This is a genomic window from Stenotrophomonas sp. STEN021 (assembly GCF_056760175.1).
On the sequence record NZ_JBRREH010000105.1, the window covers coordinates 1 to 15,017 of the forward strand.

The window sequence follows — 15,017 nt, forward strand, 5'->3', positions numbered from 1 at the left end:
TTTACCCTCGCGGATTGGTTTTGGTTTGGTTTTTGGCCTCCCCACAAAACCCCGGCCCCCCCCCCCCCCCCTTTCTCCCGCTTGCGGGAGAAGGTGCCCGAAGGGCGGATGAGGGGGCCTTTGATTTGGATTTGGCTTTTCAAGCAAATGCTTGCCCTCACCCCTCTCCCGCAGGCGGGAGAGGGGCTTCAAGCGCAAGCCAAAGCCAGAGCAAAACCAAAACAGAAAACCCGGCTTTCGCCGGGCTTTCCTCAAACATCAGCCACCTGCAAAGCCTTACTCGCCCGCGGCGTGACGCTCTTCAGCTTCAAGAATCTTCTGCTGATCGAAGAAGGCCATGATGTCCTTCATGATCGGCCAGGTGCCTTCACGACCCAGCGCCGATACCAGATACCACGGGCCGGTCCAACCCAGCTCCTTGATGATCTGCTCAGCCGCCGCCTTGGCTTCATCTTCGAACATCAGGTCAGCCTTGTTCAGCACCAGCCAACGCGGCTTCTCCAGCAGCCCCGGGTCATGCTTGCCCAGCTCGCGCTCGATCGCACGCACCTGCTCAACCGGGGAAATGCCTTCAACACCACCCTCCATCGGCGAGATGTCGACGAGGTGCAACAACAAACGAGTGCGCTGCAGATGGCGCAGGAACTGCGCACCCAGGCCGGCACCGTCAGCCGCACCTTCGATCAGGCCCGGAATATCGGCGATCACGAAGCTGCGGTAATTCTCGACCTTCACCACACCCAGGTTCGGGTACAAGGTGGTGAACGGGTAATCAGCCACCTTCGGCGTCGCCGCCGACACGGCACGGATCAAGGTGCTCTTGCCCGCATTCGGGAAGCCCAGCAGGCCAACGTCGGCCAGCAGCTTCAGCTCCAGCTTGAGCAGGCGCTCTTCACCCTCTTCACCCGGCAGCGCCTGACGCGGCGCGCGGTTGGTGGAGCTCTTGAAGTGCATGTTGCCCAGGCCGCCCTTGCCGCCCTTGGCCACCAGCAGGCGATCGCCATGCGTGGTCATGTCGCCAATGACTTCGTCGGTGTCGACATTCATCACCACGGTACCGACCGGCACGGTGATGACCAGGTCTTCGCCGCCCTTGCCATAGGCCTGGCGGCCCATGCCATTCTCGCCACGCTGTGCCTTGAAAATGCGGTCATGGCGGAAGTCGACCAGGGTGTTCAGGTTTTCGTCGGCACGTATCCAGACGCTGCCGCCATTGCCGCCATCGCCACCATCCGGACCACCGAGCGGAATGAACTTTTCGCGGCGAAAGCCGATACAGCCATTGCCGCCTTTGCCAGCGATGACTTCGATCTCCGCTTCGTCTACAAGTTTCATGAATTTAACGCCGGGATTAGGAAATGGGGATTGGGGAATAGCAGAAGCAGGTACAGCCCATTATCGGCCCTGCACCCCGGAATGTCGGGGTTCCAACGAAAAACCCCGCCGAAGCGGGGCTCTCGTCAGCAGCCCACACCGGAGTATGGGCGGCTTGCGCGTACGGAATTAAGCTTCCGTGACAACGCTGACGGTACGGCGCTTGTTGGCACCCTTCACCGTGAACTCAACCTTGCCATCGACCAGCGCGAACAGCGTGTGGTCACGACCCAGGCCGACGCCTGCACCCGGGTGGAACTGGGTGCCGCGCTGACGCACGATGATGTTGCCAGCTTCGATGGCCTGGCCACCGAAGATCTTGACGCCGAGGTATTTCGGGTTGGAATCGCGACCGTTGCGCGAGGAACCTACGCCCTTTTTATGTGCCATGACGGATTCTCCTTAGCAATTAGCCGGCGATGCCGGTGATTTCGATTTCGGTGTAGTACTGACGGTGACCCTGACGCTTCATGTGGTGCTTGCGGCGACGGAACTTGATGATCCGGACCTTGTCGGCGCGGCCATGGGCCACAACCTTGGCGGTCACCGAAGCGCCCTTCAGCGCGTCACCCAGCTTGATGCCGTCGGCATCGCCGAGCATCAGGATGTTGTCGAACTTGATCTCGTTGCCAGCTTCGACTTCGAGTTTTTCCACGCGCAGGGTTTCACCCTGAACGACGCGGTACTGCTTACCGCCAGTTACCAGAACTGCATACATGACCAGACTTCCTCTGTAGTTATTGTGGTCGCCTTGCCCGCCATCGAGGGCGGACAGAAGCGGGATTTTACCGGGCAGACCGGCCCCGGGTCAACCCGCCCCCGGCTCTGACACGGCGCGACTGAATCCCGGTTCAGCCCCGGCCCCGGCACCCGGCCCACTGGCGGGAAACAGCACTGGCAAAACTGGCAATTGCCCCCAAATCACAAGGCCGCTAGGCTGATTGACTGCCGTCAGCGACGCCCCCACACATCCTGCTTCCGGCCCAGCCGGCAGCGCTCCAAATCGGATTTCCCATGGCGATGGATTTCATCCGCATCCGCGGTGCGCGGACGCACAATCTCAAGAACATCGATCTCGACCTGCCCCGCGACAAATTGATCGTGATCACCGGCCTGTCCGGTTCGGGCAAGTCCTCGTTGGCGTTCGACACCATCTATGCCGAGGGCCAGCGCCGCTATGTCGAGTCGCTGTCGGCGTATGCGCGGCAGTTCCTGAGCGTGATGGAAAAGCCCGACCTGGATCACATCGAAGGCCTGTCGCCGGCGATCTCCATCGAGCAGAAGTCGACCTCGCACAACCCGCGCTCGACCGTCGGCACCATCACCGAGATCTACGACTACCTGCGCCTGCTGTACGCGCGCGTCGGCAGCCCGCGCTGCCCGGACCATGGCTACCCGCTGGAAGCGCAGACCGTCAGCCAGATGGTCGACCAGGTACTGACCCTGGATCCGGAGCAGCGCTACATGCTGCTGGCGCCGGTCATCCGCGATCGCAAGGGCGAGCATGCGCAGGTCTTCGACCAGCTGCGCGCGCAGGGTTTCGTGCGCGTCCGCGTCGATGGCGAACTGTACGAAATCGATGAAGTTCCGGCGCTGACCCTGCGCCAGAAGCACACCATCGAGGCCGTGGTTGATCGTTTCCGCCCGCGCGAAGACATCAAGCAGCGCCTGGCCGAAAGCTTTGAGACCGCGCTCAAGCTGGGCGATGGCATGGCCACGGTGATGACCCTGGATGCCGCCGACAGCACGCCGCAGCTGTTCTCCTCCAAGTACAGCTGCCCGGTTTGCGATTACGCGCTGCCGGAGCTGGAACCGCGCCTGTTCTCGTTCAACTCGCCGGTCGGCGCCTGCCCGGGCTGCGATGGGCTGGGCGTGGCCGAGTTCTTCGACCCGAACCGCGTGGTCGTGCATCCGGAGCTGTCGCTGGCCGCCGGTGCGGTGCGTGGCTGGGACCGTCGCAATGCCTACTACTTCCAGCTGATCGCCTCGCTGGCCAAGCACTACAAGTTCGATGTGGACGCCAGCTGGCAGTCGCTGCCGGACAACGTGAAGCAGGCCGTGCTGTACGGCAGCGGCGAAGAGCAGATCACCTTCACCTATTTCACCGAAGCCGGTGGTCGCAACCAGCGCAAGCACCGCTTCGAAGGCATCATCCCCAACCTTGAGCGCCGTTACCGTGAGACCGAATCGCCGGCCGTGCGCGAGGAACTGGCCAAGTACATCAGCTCAAGGCCATGCCCCGAGTGCAAGGGCGCGCGCTTGAACAAGGCGGCGCGCAACGTGTTTGTCGCCGACCGCCCGCTGCCGGAAATCGCGGTGCTACCGATCGACGAAGCCAAGCGCTTCTTCAGCGAACTGAGCCTGCCTGGTTGGCGTGGCGAGATCGCCACCAAGATCGTCAAGGAGATCGGTGAGCGACTCGGCTTCCTGGTCGACCTCGGCCTGGATTACCTCACCCTGGAGCGCAAGGCCGACACCTTGTCCGGCGGTGAAGCGCAGCGCATTCGTCTTGCCTCGCAGATCGGTGCCGGTCTGGTCGGGGTGATGTATGTGCTCGACGAGCCGTCCATCGGCCTGCACCAGCGCGACAACGAACGCCTGCTCGGCACCCTCACCCGCCTGCGCGACCTGGGCAATACGGTGATCGTGGTCGAACACGACGAGGACGCGATCCGTCTTGCAGATTACGTGGTCGATATCGGCCCCGGCGCCGGTGTACACGGCGGTGAAATCGTCGGCCAGGGCCAGCTGCAGGACCTGCTGGATGCACCGCGCTCGCTGACCGGCCAGTACCTGTCAGGCAAGCGCCGCATCGAGATCCCCGCACGTCGCCACAAAGCCAACCCGAAGATGACGCTGCGCCTGCGCGGCGCCAGTGGCAACAACCTGAAGAACGTGGACCTGGATGTGCCATCCGGCCTGTTGACCTGCGTGACCGGCGTGTCCGGCTCAGGCAAGTCGACCCTGATCAACGACACCTTGTTCTCGCTGGCCGCCAACGAGATCAACGGTTCTTCGCATCCGATTGCACCGTACAAGAGCGTCGAAGGCCTGGATCTGTTCGACAAGGTCGTCGACATCGACCAGTCGCCAATTGGCCGCACCCCGCGCTCCAATCCGGCGACCTATACCGGTCTGTTCACCCCTCTGCGCGAGCTGTACGCGCAGGTGCCTGAAGCGCGCGCGCGCGGTTATTCGCCGGGCCGTTTCAGCTTCAACGTGCGTGGCGGCCGCTGCGAAGCCTGCCAGGGCGATGGCCTGATCAAGGTGGAAATGCACTTCCTGCCGGACGTGTACGTGCCTTGTGACGTCTGCCACGGCAAACGCTACAACCGCGAGACGCTGGAGATCCTCTACAAGGGCTACAACATCAACGACGTGCTGCAGATGACGGTCGAAGATGCCTTGCGCCTGTTCGAGCCGGTGCCATCGATTGCACGCAAGCTGGAAACGTTGATGGACGTCGGTCTGAGTTACATCAAGCTGGGCCAGAGCGCGACCACGCTGTCCGGTGGTGAAGCACAGCGCGTGAAGCTGTCCAAGGAACTGTCGCGCCGCGATACCGGCCGCACTCTTTACATCCTCGACGAGCCGACCACCGGCCTGCATTTCCACGACATCGAAGCCCTGCTCGGCGTGCTGCACAAGCTGCGCGACGAAGGCAACACCGTGGTGGTGATCGAGCACAACCTGGACGTGATCAAGACCGCGGACTGGATCGTCGATCTTGGTCCGGAAGGCGGCCATCGCGGCGGCACGGTGCTGGTCACCGGCACGCCGGAAGACGTGGCGGCACATCCAGACTCCTACACCGGCCAGTTCCTGGCCAAGATGCTGCCCTCGACCAGCGCGCGCCCGGAACAACCGGCGGCTGTGGCCAACAAGCCTGACGCGCGCCCGCCGCGCAAGGAAAAGCCAGCCAAGAAAACGGCGGCCAAAAAGGCTGCCGCCCCCGCCAAGAAGAAGGCTGCAAAATGAGCAACGAACACAAGCAACTGGCCCGCGTACCGATCAGCGTGCGCTGGCGCGACATGGACTCGATGGGCCACGTCAACAACGCAAAGTACGTGTCCTACCTGGAAGAAGCGCGCGTACGCTGGATGCTGGGCGTGGAAGGCGTGTCGATGACCGACCGCATCGCCCCAGTGGTGGCCAACACCAACATCAATTACCGCCTGCCGATCGTGTGGCCGAACGATATCGTGGTCGAGTTGTTTGTCGAGCGCCTGGGCAACAGCAGCGTGACCATTGGTCACCGCATCGTTGACCAGAAGGACGACAGCAAGCTGTATTCGGACGGCAATGTGGTGGTCGTCTGGATGGATACGCAGACCGGGAAAAGTGCGCCGTTGCCGGAGGCTGTGCGGGGTGCTTCGAGCTGAGACGCACCTGACCCTTCTCCCTCCGGGAGAAGGTACCCCGAAGGGGCGGATGAGGGCTGGTTCAGCGCTGGCGTTGCGAGCAGCGCGGTGCTTCGCCCGCACCCTCTCCCCAACCCCTCTCCCGGCGGGAGAGGGGCTTGAGCTGCAGTTGCGGGCTTGGCGTCGACCTGCCGCATCCGCGCAGCCCTATTTCAAAGCAACCTTCGGAAAATCCACCGGCACATCCAACGCCACGTTGATGTAGTTGGTGAACAGATTCAGCGCCACATGCGCGAGAATCTCGACAATCTGCTCGTCACCGAAGCCCGCGCTGCGCAAGTCCGCCACATCGGCATCGTCCAGCTGCGCACGCCGTTCCACCACTTTCAGCGCAAAGCGCAATGCCGCCGCAGTGCGTGCGTCTTCGGACTGGCCCGACTGTGCCGACGCCATCTCAGCGGCAGTAGCACCCGCCTTCTGCCCCAGCACGGTATGCGCCGCCAGGCAGTACTCGCAGCGGTTGCTGTTGGCGATGGCGACGGCGATCTGCTCGCCGAGCTTGCTGCCAAGGCTGCCCTTGCCCAGCGCGCCAAACGCAGCCCACATGCTCTGCAACGCAGCCGGGGAGTTGGACACCGCCTTGAACATGTTCGGCGTCGCGCCGAAAGCCTGGTGGATCTGCGCCAGCAGCGGCTGGCTGGCGGCGGGGGCGGTCTTGGTCTCTAGATTGACGCGTGACATGACGATCTCCTGATCGGTTGGGGTGATTGCCGGGCTGCCAGCCCGTGAAAGAAGTATCCCGCCCGAATCGGAACCATTTGATACGATCAGTCCACCAAACAGACCAATTGATACAGATGAGCAACCTTCCACCCGTGGATCGCTTGGCAAGCGTCCTGGAAAATTTCCGCTTCCAGGCGCAGCTGTTCCACTCCGGCCCGCTATGCGGACTGACCAGCTTCGATGCGAGTGAAGGCCACGCCTATCTGCACGTGCTGCGGCGTGGCCAGCTTGAGGTCAGCCACCCCGGCAGCCGCGACATCCCTGCTTCGATGCACTTCGAGGAGCCGACGCTGCTGTTCTATCCGCGCCCACTCAGCCACCGCTTCCACAACCCGCCACGCGAGGGTGCCGATTTCACCTGTGCACGCCTGGACTTCGATGGCGGCATCGCCCATCCGCTGGTGCGTGGACTGCCGTCGCTGATTGCATTGCCATTGACGCGCATCCCCGGCCTGGCGATGACACTCGAACTGCTGTTCAACGAAACCGACAACGTCCGCTGCGGCCAGCGCCTGCTGACCGATCGGCTGTTCGAAGTCGTGGTCATCCAACTCCTGCGCTGGCTGCTGGATCATCCACAGGAAGCAGGAATACCCGCCGGCTTCATCACCGGCCTGTCGGATCCGCGCTTGTCGCGTGCGCTGGCAGCGATGCATGACAAACCCGGTGAAAGCTGGACACTCAGCAGTCTCGCCGAACAGGCAGGCATGTCGCGCACCGCCTTCGCCAACAGTTTTCGCGACATCGTCGGACAGACACCACTGGACTACCTCACCGATTGGCGCATCGCCTTGGCCCAGCGCCGGCTGCGGCAAAGGCGGCCGATAAAGACCTTGGCCGCCGAACTGGGCTATGCCAATGCCTCGGCACTGTCGCGCGTGTTCAGCGCAAAAACCGGAATGTCACCGCGCGACTGGTTGAAGCAAGCCGGGGCCTGATCAACGCGCAGGCGCTTCGCGTCGTACCTGCAGCATTCCATCGACCCTGGTTCCATCTTCCAGGCTCAGCCGCAACGGCAACTGCGCACCTTCGACCAGCGGCGCTGCCGGCTGCATCAGCATCAAATGCAGGCCGCCCGGCTTCAGCTCGGCTACTGCCCCGGCAGCGATCGGCAAGCGTTCGATCTCGCGCATCCGGCTGACGCCTTCCGTCACCGTGGTTTCATGCAGCGACACATCGCCAAAGGCCTTGCTGCCCGCACCGACGACGACCACCTCGCTGGCGCAGCCGTTACGGATGCGCGCAAAGCCTGCTGCCATTCGCATTGCCGCCGGCGTCAACCGCACCCAGCCCTGTTCCACGCTCACGCAGGCCGGTGCTGCAGCCGCGGCCTCGAAAGCGCACAAGGCCAACAGTACGCACACGAATGGTTTGGTTATCATCAGGTCACGATTCCTTGCCGCACGAGAACCCGCAGCATGACCACGCTCATCGAAGTGATCAACCATGGCCCCATCCGTGAACTGCGCCTGGCGCGGCCGCCAGTCAACGCGCTGGATACCGAACTGTGCCGTGCCCTGATTGCCGCCGTCACCGTGGCCATGGCCGACGACGTGCACGGCATCGTGCTGTCCGGCAGCGAGCGTATCTTCACCGGCGGCATGGACGTACCGCACCTGCTCTCGCATGGCGATGACAAGCGCAAATTGATGGACAGCTGGCAGGCGTTCTTCGGCGCTGCGCGTGTATTGGCCGAAAGCCGCATACCGGTGGTCGCCGCGCTGACCGGCCACTCGCCGGCCGGCGGCTGCGTGCTGGCGCTGTGCTGCGATTACCGGGTGATGGCGCGCAGCGCCGATCCGGCAAAGCCCTATGTGATCGGCCTGAACGAGGTACAGGTGGGTCTGGTCGCGCCGGAAGGTATTCAACGCCTGATGCGCCGCGCGGTCGGCCACCACCGTGCCAGCGTCTTGCTGACCGGCGGCCAGCTGGTCAGCGCTGAACGCGCACTGGAGATCGGCCTGGTCGATGAACTGGCCGACGGCGCTTCGCAGGTGGTCGAACGCGCCATCGGCTGGCTGCAGGCCCAGCTCAAGCTGCCGCCGCAGCCGATGCTGCAGACCCGCGCCATCGCCCGCGCCGACCTGCATGAGGCCATGCAGGCCGAACACATCCAGTTGGAACGTTTTGTCGAGGCGTGGTTCTCAGCGGATGCGCAGGCTGCTTTGCAGGCCCTGGCTGCTCGGCTGGGCAAGAACTAGGGATTGGGGACTGGGGATTGGCAACAGCGGCGTGCTGGGCACGGATCCGCCTGCGTTGCCCCGTCCCCGCTCGCCTATAATCGCGGCCTGTCGAAATGAAGGCCGCCGCCTTGTCCAACACGCCCGAACCCGTGGTCTCCGAGCTGATTGACCTGCTGTCGCTGGAGCGGCTGGAGGACAACCTGTTCCGTGGCCAGAGCCGCGATATCGGCACCAAGTACGTGTTCGGCGGGCAGGTGCTGGGGCAGGCGCTGGCGGCCGCACAGGCAACGGTCGAGAACGGCCGCCATGTGCATTCGCTGCATGCGTATTTCCTGCGTGCCGGCAATATCGACCATCCCATCGTCTATGACGTGGACCGTACCCGTGACGGCGGCAGCTTCTCGGTGCGCCGGGTCACCGCGATCCAGCACGGCAAGGTGATTTTCTTCTGCGCGGCTTCGTTCCAGCAAGCCGAGCGCGGCGCCGAGCACCAGCACAAGATGCCGGACGTGCCGCAGCCCGAGGACATCGAACCCAACCGTCCGGTACCGGCTGATGTGCTGGAGCGGCTGCCGGTAAAGGTGCAGCGCTGGCTCTCGCGCGGCGGCCCGTTCGAGTTCCGCCATGTCTACCCGCGTGACGAACTGAACCCGCCCAAACGCCCGCCCTATCACCAGGTGTGGCTGCGCTTGAACGAGAAGATCGGCGATGCGCCGGAGCTGCATCAGGCACTGTTGGCCTATGCCTCCGATTTCCATCTGCTCGGCACGGCGACCTTCCCGCACGGCATCAGCTACTACCAGCCGCACGTGCAGATGGCGTCGCTCGACCACGCGATCTGGTTCCACCGTCCGTTCCGCGTCGACGACTGGCTGCTGTACTCGCTGGACAGCCCCAGCGCGCAGGATTCGCGTGGCCTGGCGCGTGGCCAGTTCTATACCCGCGACGGCGTGCTGGTCGCCAGTACCGCGCAGGAAGGCCTGATCCGCGTGACCCCCGACGACAACGAAGCGAGCAAGGGCTGAACCATGCGCAAGATTTTCAGCAGCCAGCGCGTCGAGAACGCCGAAGGTGTGGCGCAGATCCTGCGTGATGCCGGCATCGAGGTGCGCGTCACCAACGGTCGCTCGTACCACAGCAAGCGTCGCGGGCAGTTCAGCTATACCGACAAGGTCAACAGCGAAAACCAACCTGCGGTCTGGGTGGTGCACGCCAACGACCAGCCGCGTGCACGTGAGATCCTGCGCGACAAGCGCCTGCTTGATACCACCCGTCGCGACCATCCGACTGCCGAATACGCCTTCCGCGAAACGCCAGGGGAAACCAGCAGCGGCCGTGGCTGGGCGTGGCGCATCCGCATCGCCCTGCTGGTGGTGATCGCTGGCGTGGCATTGGTGATCATGATGCGTCATCGCACGGCCCCGACCGCTGCTCCGGCAGCCCCCGCCACGCAGGCACAGCCGCCCCAGCAGCAACCCAGCGAAGACGAGTTCCGCGTCCGCATCCAGTCCCAGCCCGACGCCACGGCACCGGCACCGGCACCGGAAAAATAGTCGGTCACATCGGGCTTCGGTGCCCGTCCTGTTTGGCAGTACCGTCGAAAAGGCCTGTCCGATGAGCACCGAAACGCTGGAAATCATGCTGCAGAACGAACTGCCGGCCGCCCGCAAGGGCTGCACGCAGTCCTACGGCCGCATCGTCATGGCCTGCCAGAACACGGTGACCGCCATCGCCCTGGCCATCACCCGCGACGTGCAGGCCAGCGAGGACATCGCCCAGGAAGCCTTCATCAAGGCCTGGCAGCAGCTGACCCAGCTCAACAACGCTTCCAGTTTCCTGCCGTGGTTACGGCAGATCACCCGTAACCTGGCCCGCGACTGGCTACGCGCCAACCGCAACCGGCCGCTCAGCGGCGAAGCCGCGGAAATCGCCATCAGCATGGCCGCCGACCCCTCGCCCAATGGCGTCGATGCGATGGCGCGGGTGGAAGAAGAACTGGCCGCCGAGGAAATCATCTCGGCCCTGCCCGAGGACAGTCGCGAAGCCCTGCTGCTGTACTACCGCGAAGGACAGAGTTCGCAGCAGGTGGCGACGTTGTTGGGACTCAGCGATGCAGCCGTGCGCAAGCGCCTTTCGCGCGCCCGCGCCAGTGTGCGCGAGGAAATGCTCAGGCGCTTCGGTGAGTTTGCCCGCAATACCGCGCCAGGTACCGCATTCGCGGCACTGGTCAGTTCAACCGTGATGCTGGCCGCACCAGGCACCGCCAGCGCGGTCATTCTCTCAACTTCGCTTGGCGTGGCAGGCAGTAGCGCCGGCAAAGTCGGCCTTGGCGGACTGGGCACCAATAGCGCATTCGGCGGTGCCGCGGCAGGAGGGCTGGGCGCAACCCTGAACACCGTATTCCCCAATCCCTTCGACATGTGGGTAGTGCTGGGTGCCATGGTGTTCGGCACCTTGGCTGCGCTCTTCTCCAGCCTCTATCTGCTGCATTTCGCACATAGCCAAACAGAACGTAGCCAGGTACTGCGCTTCATGCGCCTGCATACCCTCACTGCCCTGTTGTTCTGCATCAGCGCGCTGAGTGGCATCGTGCTTCGGCTGGGCACCACTGCCGGGCTGCTCCTGCTGGCAGTTGGCATGATTGCGCTGAACTACCAGTACCTGGTCACCCTGCCCCGCACCATGGCCTTGATGCTGGCACGCGACGCAGCGCGGCATGGCCGCGCCGGTCCCAGTTGGGTGTATCGCAGCCTGTTCGGGCGTGGCGCGGTCATCGGCTCCTCGTTGCTGGTCGTTGCCGCAGTGGCTTTCTCCCTGATGCGCACTTGAGCAAACGAAAAAATCCCCGCTGTTGCCAGCGGGGGTATTGTCGATCGGCGCCTTTCCGGGAACTTACTTCGCAGCCGGAGCCTGCGGCGGCATCGGACCGCGGGGGCCACGATGATCGCGGTGACCGTCCTTGCGCGCGGCCTCCAGTTCGGCCGGGCTCAACTTGCCATCCTTGTTGGTATCCGCCTTGGCGAACCACTCGGCACGGCGCTGTTCGGCACGGGCCTGACGATCAGCCCGATCGATGTAGCCGTCCTTGTTGACGTCCATGCGGGTGAAGTACGCCTGGTACTCGGCGGCACTGACGCGGCCATCGTGGTCGGTATCCATGGCGCGCATGAAGCCGCCGTCGCGCTGACCGCGATGTCCGCCGTGGCGATCACCGCCGTGACCTCCGCCATGACGCGCCTGCGCCATTTCCTCGCGTGACAACTTGCCATCCTTGTTCTTGTCCAGCTCGTCAAAACGCTGTGCAAGACGCGGATGCGCCGCCGCTTCCTGACGGTCAACCACGCCATCATTGTTGGCATCCAGACGCTGTGGCGCCGGGCCCGGGCTGGTCGGCGCGGCAGCGAACACCAAGCCGGTCGCCGAAGTGGCCAGCAGCATTGCCAGCAGGAGGAGAGGTTTGCGGTGGGTCTTGGTCATGGTGTGACTCCGTGGTGAGACAACGGACGCGGCAGTGCGTCCTCGCTACGGTCAACGCACCGGTCGCCGGCTTGGTTGACCTGTACAGCGGCGATATTCATCACACAGACAGGCGCAGGTTTTGCGACGCCACGCCGCTATGCTGTGCGCATGGCAGCCCACGGTGAAAACAACGACGAACTGCGCCTGTTCCAGACCGGCGAGCACCCCTGTGGCTATTGGCCGGAACGGCAAGCCCGCGACCTTGTCCTGGACCCCCAGGACCAGCGCCTTGGCGCCCTTTACCCGATGGCATTGACCTGGGGCTTCCGCCGCTCCGGCGACCTGGTCTACCGCCCGCACTGCGAAGGCTGCCGCGCCTGCGTGCCGGTGCGCATTCCGGTGGAGCGCTTCAATCCGGACCGCAGCCAGCGCCGCTGCCTGGCCCACAACGCTGACCTGCAATGCCGGATTCTGCCGGCCGAGCGTACCGACGAGCAGTTCGCCCTGTATCAGCGCTACCTGTCCCACCGCCATGCCAAGGGCGGCATGGACGAACACGGCCCACATGAGTTCGACCAGTTCCTGATCGGCAGCTGGTCACATGGCCGCTTCATGGAAATCCGCGCACCTGGCGTGGCCGGAAAACGCGGGCAACTGCTGGCCGTTGCCGTCACCGACGTCACCGACCTCGGCCTGTCGGCGGTCTATACGTTTTTTGATCCTGACCTGGAAAAGCGCAGCCTCGGCACCTTCGGCATCCTGCAGCAAATCGCCTGGGCGCAGCGCAACGGGCTGCCGCATTTGTATCTGGGCTATTGGATCAATGGCCACCGCAAGATGGACTACAAGCGACGCTTCCATCCGCTGGAGTATTTCGACGGCAAGCGCTGGGTGCAGGGCGAACAGGACCTTGGCATCGCCCGCTCTTGATTGAGAAACAGGGGCAATTGCGACCCTGCGTTGATGCATATTTAACCGGGGTTTATGCAGAATGAGAATGTCATCGCGCATCGTGGTGACCCAAGGAAGTATTCCATTCAACAGGAGTAATGCGTGAAGACCCAATTTTTGATTCTGGCTGCCGTTGGCACCCTGGCCCTCGCTGGCTGCAAGAAGGCCGAAACCCCGGCCCCCGGCGCACCGGCAGCCACCCCGGCCACTGCCCCCGCAGCAGCTGCAGCTGAAGTCACCCCGGCTCCGTCCACCGACACCGTCAAGGCCGGCACCGGCGTTCCGGAATGCGACCAGTACCTGGAAAAGGTCTACGCATGCATCAGCAACAAGGTGCCCGAGGCCCAGCGCGACATGATGAAGCAGGGCATCGAACAGTCGCGTAGCGCCTGGGCGGGCGTGACCGACAAGACCGAACTGGCCAACCAGTGCAAAACCGCGCTGGAACAGGCCAAGACCAGCTTCGGTGCGATGGGCTGCACGTTCTAAGCAACGTAATAGCGCCATCCCCGGACGCCCCGCTCGCGGGGCGTTCGTGTTTTCGCGGGTTCGTGTTTTCGCCTTATCGTCATGGCGACGTGAGAAAATCGCCGGATGCGCATCTCAACCCTACTCGCCCCGATGACCCTGCTGCTGGCAGCCTGCTCCACCTCTCCCAGCGGTAGCGCCAGCCCGCCTGCCCAGCTACGACTGGCGACCTACAACACATCCCTGTACTCCGAGGAGGAGGGCGGCCTGATCCGCGAACTGCAGGGCGACAGCGCGCACGCGCGCAAGATCGCTGCTGTGCTGCAACAGACGCGGCCGGATCTGGTCCTGCTCAACGAATTCGATTTCGACGATGCCCACCGCGCCGCCGACCTGTTCCAGCAACGCTATCTTGAAGTCGCCCAGCCCGGCGGCGGCGAAGCACTCAAGTATCCCTACCGCTACCTGGCACCGGTCAACACCGGCGTGCCCAGCGGCCTGGACCTGGACAACAACGGCACCGTCGGCGGCAAGGGCCGCGAGCGCGGCAACGACGCCTGGGGCTACGGCCTGCACCCGGGCCAATACGGCATGCTGGTGCTGTCCAGGTACCCGATCGACGAAGCTGCCGTGCGTACGTTCCAGCTGTTGAAGTGGAGCAGCATGCCCGGCGCCTTGCGCCCGATCGAGCCGAGCACCGGCAAGTCGTTCTGGCCGGACGCGGTGTGGTCGCAGCTGCGACTGTCCTCCAAATCGCACTGGGACGTGCCGGTGCGCACCCCGTTGGGCACCGTGCATGTACTGGCCTCGCACCCCACCCCGCCGGTGTTCGACGGCAAGGAAAAGCGCAACGCCGCCCGCAACCATGACGAACTGCGGTTGTGGAAGGAGTACCTGGACGGTGGCGACAAGCCCTGGCTATGCGATGACAAGGGCACATGCGGTGGTTTGGCTGCCGACGCACGCTTCGTCATCGTCGGCGATCTGAACAACGATCCAGCCGATGGCGACGGCCGCCACGACGCCATCCTCGAACTGCTGGAGCACCCGCGCGTGCTGCGCTACCCGACTCCCACCAGCGTCGGTGCCGAGCAGACCAGCCTGGTCTATGCAGAGAAAGGCATCGTCCGCCGCGGCGCGCCGCAGCATGCCACCGGCGATTTTGGCCCGCGCTCGGGCACGATGCGTCTTGACTATGTACTGCCCTCCACCGGCCTGAGCTACATCGGCAGCGGCGTGTTCTGGCCCGCCAACGACAGCCCGGAAGCGAAGATCGCTGATGGCAGCGACCATCACCTTGTCTGGGTGGATGTGAAGTAAAGAAAACGCCGGCACAGCCGGCGTTTTTTTTGTCTGGATTTTGTGGGAGCGGGGGGAAAAACCCACCAGGGGGAAAAAAAAAAAAAAAAGAAAAACCCCACAGCCGCAAAGGAAACAA

General features: G+C 63.8%; 16 protein-coding genes. 10 read left to right on the plus strand and 6 right to left on the minus strand.

Annotated features, from left to right (window positions below; genetic code table 11):
* Positions 1-276 precede the first annotated feature (276 nt).
* From obgE to rplU, 3 genes are all read right to left on the minus strand, one after another.
* Entirely contained in the window at positions 277-1,335 is a 1,059-nt protein-coding gene (gene obgE, locus ACVOL0_RS18160; protein ID WP_481550265.1) for a GTPase ObgE, read from the minus strand.
* Positions 1,336-1,503: 168 nt separating this feature from the next.
* Positions 1,504-1,764 carry a 50S ribosomal protein L27 gene (rpmA, locus tag ACVOL0_RS18165; RefSeq protein ID WP_282269141.1) on the minus strand — a complete coding sequence of 87 codons (261 nt, stop codon included), beginning with the start codon at positions 1,762-1,764 and terminating at the stop codon, positions 1,504-1,506.
* Between the two features lie 19 nt (positions 1,765-1,783).
* On the minus strand, positions 1,784-2,092 hold the full coding sequence (rplU, locus tag ACVOL0_RS18170) for a 50S ribosomal protein L21 (RefSeq protein WP_282269142.1): 309 nt from the start codon (positions 2,090-2,092) through the stop codon (positions 1,784-1,786).
* A gap of 296 nt (positions 2,093-2,388) precedes the next feature.
* Between rplU and uvrA the strand changes: the two genes are divergently transcribed.
* Positions 2,389-5,352, plus strand: coding sequence for an excinuclease ABC subunit UvrA (uvrA, locus tag ACVOL0_RS18175; RefSeq protein WP_481550266.1), 2,964 nt, complete (start codon positions 2,389-2,391; stop codon positions 5,350-5,352).
* Positions 5,349-5,756: an acyl-CoA thioesterase gene (locus tag ACVOL0_RS18180; RefSeq protein ID WP_282271440.1), complete on the plus strand. Its 408-nt coding sequence runs from the start codon at positions 5,349-5,351 to the stop codon at positions 5,754-5,756. Before uvrA ends, ACVOL0_RS18180 begins: the two co-directional genes overlap by 4 nt.
* Positions 5,757-5,942: 186 nt before the next feature.
* On the opposite strand, the gene ACVOL0_RS18185 is transcribed toward ACVOL0_RS18180, so the two are convergent.
* Positions 5,943-6,476 (minus strand): carboxymuconolactone decarboxylase family protein, encoded by a 534-nt coding sequence (locus ACVOL0_RS18185; protein WP_481550267.1) that lies wholly within the window; start codon positions 6,474-6,476, stop codon positions 5,943-5,945.
* A gap of 116 nt (positions 6,477-6,592) precedes the next feature.
* Here ACVOL0_RS18185 and ACVOL0_RS18190 point away from each other — a divergent pair, with 116 nt between their 5' ends.
* Positions 6,593-7,456, plus strand: coding sequence for an AraC family transcriptional regulator (locus ACVOL0_RS18190; RefSeq protein WP_481550268.1), 864 nt, complete (start codon positions 6,593-6,595; stop codon positions 7,454-7,456).
* On the opposite strand, the gene ACVOL0_RS18195 is transcribed toward ACVOL0_RS18190, so the two are convergent.
* Positions 7,457-7,900: a copper chaperone PCu(A)C gene (locus ACVOL0_RS18195; RefSeq protein ID WP_481550269.1), complete on the minus strand. Its 444-nt coding sequence runs from the start codon at positions 7,898-7,900 to the stop codon at positions 7,457-7,459.
* A gap of 36 nt (positions 7,901-7,936) precedes the next feature.
* Here ACVOL0_RS18195 and ACVOL0_RS18200 point away from each other — a divergent pair, with 36 nt between their 5' ends.
* From ACVOL0_RS18200 to ACVOL0_RS18215, 4 genes are all read left to right on the plus strand, one after another.
* Positions 7,937-8,719: an enoyl-CoA hydratase/isomerase family protein gene (locus ACVOL0_RS18200; RefSeq protein WP_481550270.1), complete on the plus strand. Its 783-nt coding sequence runs from the start codon at positions 7,937-7,939 to the stop codon at positions 8,717-8,719.
* A gap of 95 nt (positions 8,720-8,814) precedes the next feature.
* Positions 8,815-9,726 carry an acyl-CoA thioesterase II gene (tesB, locus tag ACVOL0_RS18205; protein WP_481516918.1) on the plus strand — a complete coding sequence of 304 codons (912 nt, stop codon included), beginning with the start codon at positions 8,815-8,817 and terminating at the stop codon, positions 9,724-9,726.
* Between the two features lie 3 nt (positions 9,727-9,729).
* A complete protein-coding gene (locus ACVOL0_RS18210) occupies positions 9,730-10,254 on the plus strand; it encodes a pathogenicity-like protein (RefSeq protein ID WP_481550271.1) in 525 nt (174 codons plus the stop codon).
* A gap of 61 nt (positions 10,255-10,315) precedes the next feature.
* Positions 10,316-11,530, plus strand: a complete 1,215-nt coding sequence (locus ACVOL0_RS18215; protein ID WP_481550272.1) for an RNA polymerase sigma factor — start codon at positions 10,316-10,318, stop codon at positions 11,528-11,530.
* 63 nt (positions 11,531-11,593) lie between these two features.
* Here ACVOL0_RS18215 and ACVOL0_RS18220 read toward each other — a convergent pair whose 3' ends face one another.
* A complete protein-coding gene (locus ACVOL0_RS18220; protein ID WP_481550273.1) occupies positions 11,594-12,178 on the minus strand; it encodes an EF-hand domain-containing protein in 585 nt (194 codons plus the stop codon).
* A 150-nt stretch (positions 12,179-12,328) separates the two neighbouring features.
* On the opposite strand from ACVOL0_RS18220, the gene ACVOL0_RS18225 reads away from it, so the two are divergent.
* From ACVOL0_RS18225 to ACVOL0_RS18235, 3 genes are all read left to right on the plus strand, one after another.
* Positions 12,329-13,090 (plus strand): arginyltransferase, encoded by a 762-nt coding sequence (locus ACVOL0_RS18225; protein ID WP_481550274.1) that lies wholly within the window; start codon positions 12,329-12,331, stop codon positions 13,088-13,090.
* Between the two features lie 123 nt (positions 13,091-13,213).
* The gene (locus ACVOL0_RS18230; protein ID WP_481550275.1) at positions 13,214-13,600 is read left to right on the plus strand and encodes a hypothetical protein; all 387 of its coding nucleotides are present in this window, start codon (positions 13,214-13,216) and stop codon (positions 13,598-13,600) included.
* 105 nt (positions 13,601-13,705) lie between these two features.
* Positions 13,706-14,899 carry an endonuclease/exonuclease/phosphatase family protein gene (locus ACVOL0_RS18235; RefSeq protein ID WP_481550276.1) on the plus strand — a complete coding sequence of 398 codons (1,194 nt, stop codon included), beginning with the start codon at positions 13,706-13,708 and terminating at the stop codon, positions 14,897-14,899.
* The last annotated feature ends 118 nt before the right edge of the window (positions 14,900-15,017 follow it).

Bases quoted from the DNA above. Each gene is read 5' to 3' on its own strand.
- obgE (WP_481550265.1), bottom strand. From the start codon at position 1,335: ATGAAACTTGTAGACGAAGCGGAGATCGAAGTCATCGCTGGCAAAGGC.
- rpmA (WP_282269141.1), bottom strand. From the start codon at position 1,764: ATGGCACATAAAAAGGGCGTAGGTTCCTCGCGCAACGGTCGCGATTCC.
- rplU (WP_282269142.1), bottom strand. From the start codon at position 2,092: ATGTATGCAGTTCTGGTAACTGGCGGTAAGCAGTACCGCGTCGTTCAG.
- uvrA (WP_481550266.1), top strand. From the start codon at position 2,389: ATGGCGATGGATTTCATCCGCATCCGCGGTGCGCGGACGCACAATCTC.
- ACVOL0_RS18180 (WP_282271440.1), top strand. From the start codon at position 5,349: ATGAGCAACGAACACAAGCAACTGGCCCGCGTACCGATCAGCGTGCGC.
- ACVOL0_RS18185 (WP_481550267.1), bottom strand. From the start codon at position 6,476: ATGTCACGCGTCAATCTAGAGACCAAGACCGCCCCCGCCGCCAGCCAG.
- ACVOL0_RS18190 (WP_481550268.1), top strand. From the start codon at position 6,593: ATGAGCAACCTTCCACCCGTGGATCGCTTGGCAAGCGTCCTGGAAAAT.
- ACVOL0_RS18195 (WP_481550269.1), bottom strand. From the start codon at position 7,900: ATGATAACCAAACCATTCGTGTGCGTACTGTTGGCCTTGTGCGCTTTC.
- ACVOL0_RS18200 (WP_481550270.1), top strand. From the start codon at position 7,937: ATGACCACGCTCATCGAAGTGATCAACCATGGCCCCATCCGTGAACTG.
- tesB (WP_481516918.1), top strand. From the start codon at position 8,815: ATGAAGGCCGCCGCCTTGTCCAACACGCCCGAACCCGTGGTCTCCGAG.
- ACVOL0_RS18210 (WP_481550271.1), top strand. From the start codon at position 9,730: ATGCGCAAGATTTTCAGCAGCCAGCGCGTCGAGAACGCCGAAGGTGTG.
- ACVOL0_RS18215 (WP_481550272.1), top strand. From the start codon at position 10,316: ATGAGCACCGAAACGCTGGAAATCATGCTGCAGAACGAACTGCCGGCC.
- ACVOL0_RS18220 (WP_481550273.1), bottom strand. From the start codon at position 12,178: ATGACCAAGACCCACCGCAAACCTCTCCTCCTGCTGGCAATGCTGCTG.
- ACVOL0_RS18225 (WP_481550274.1), top strand. From the start codon at position 12,329: ATGGCAGCCCACGGTGAAAACAACGACGAACTGCGCCTGTTCCAGACC.
- ACVOL0_RS18235 (WP_481550276.1), top strand. From the start codon at position 13,706: ATGCGCATCTCAACCCTACTCGCCCCGATGACCCTGCTGCTGGCAGCC.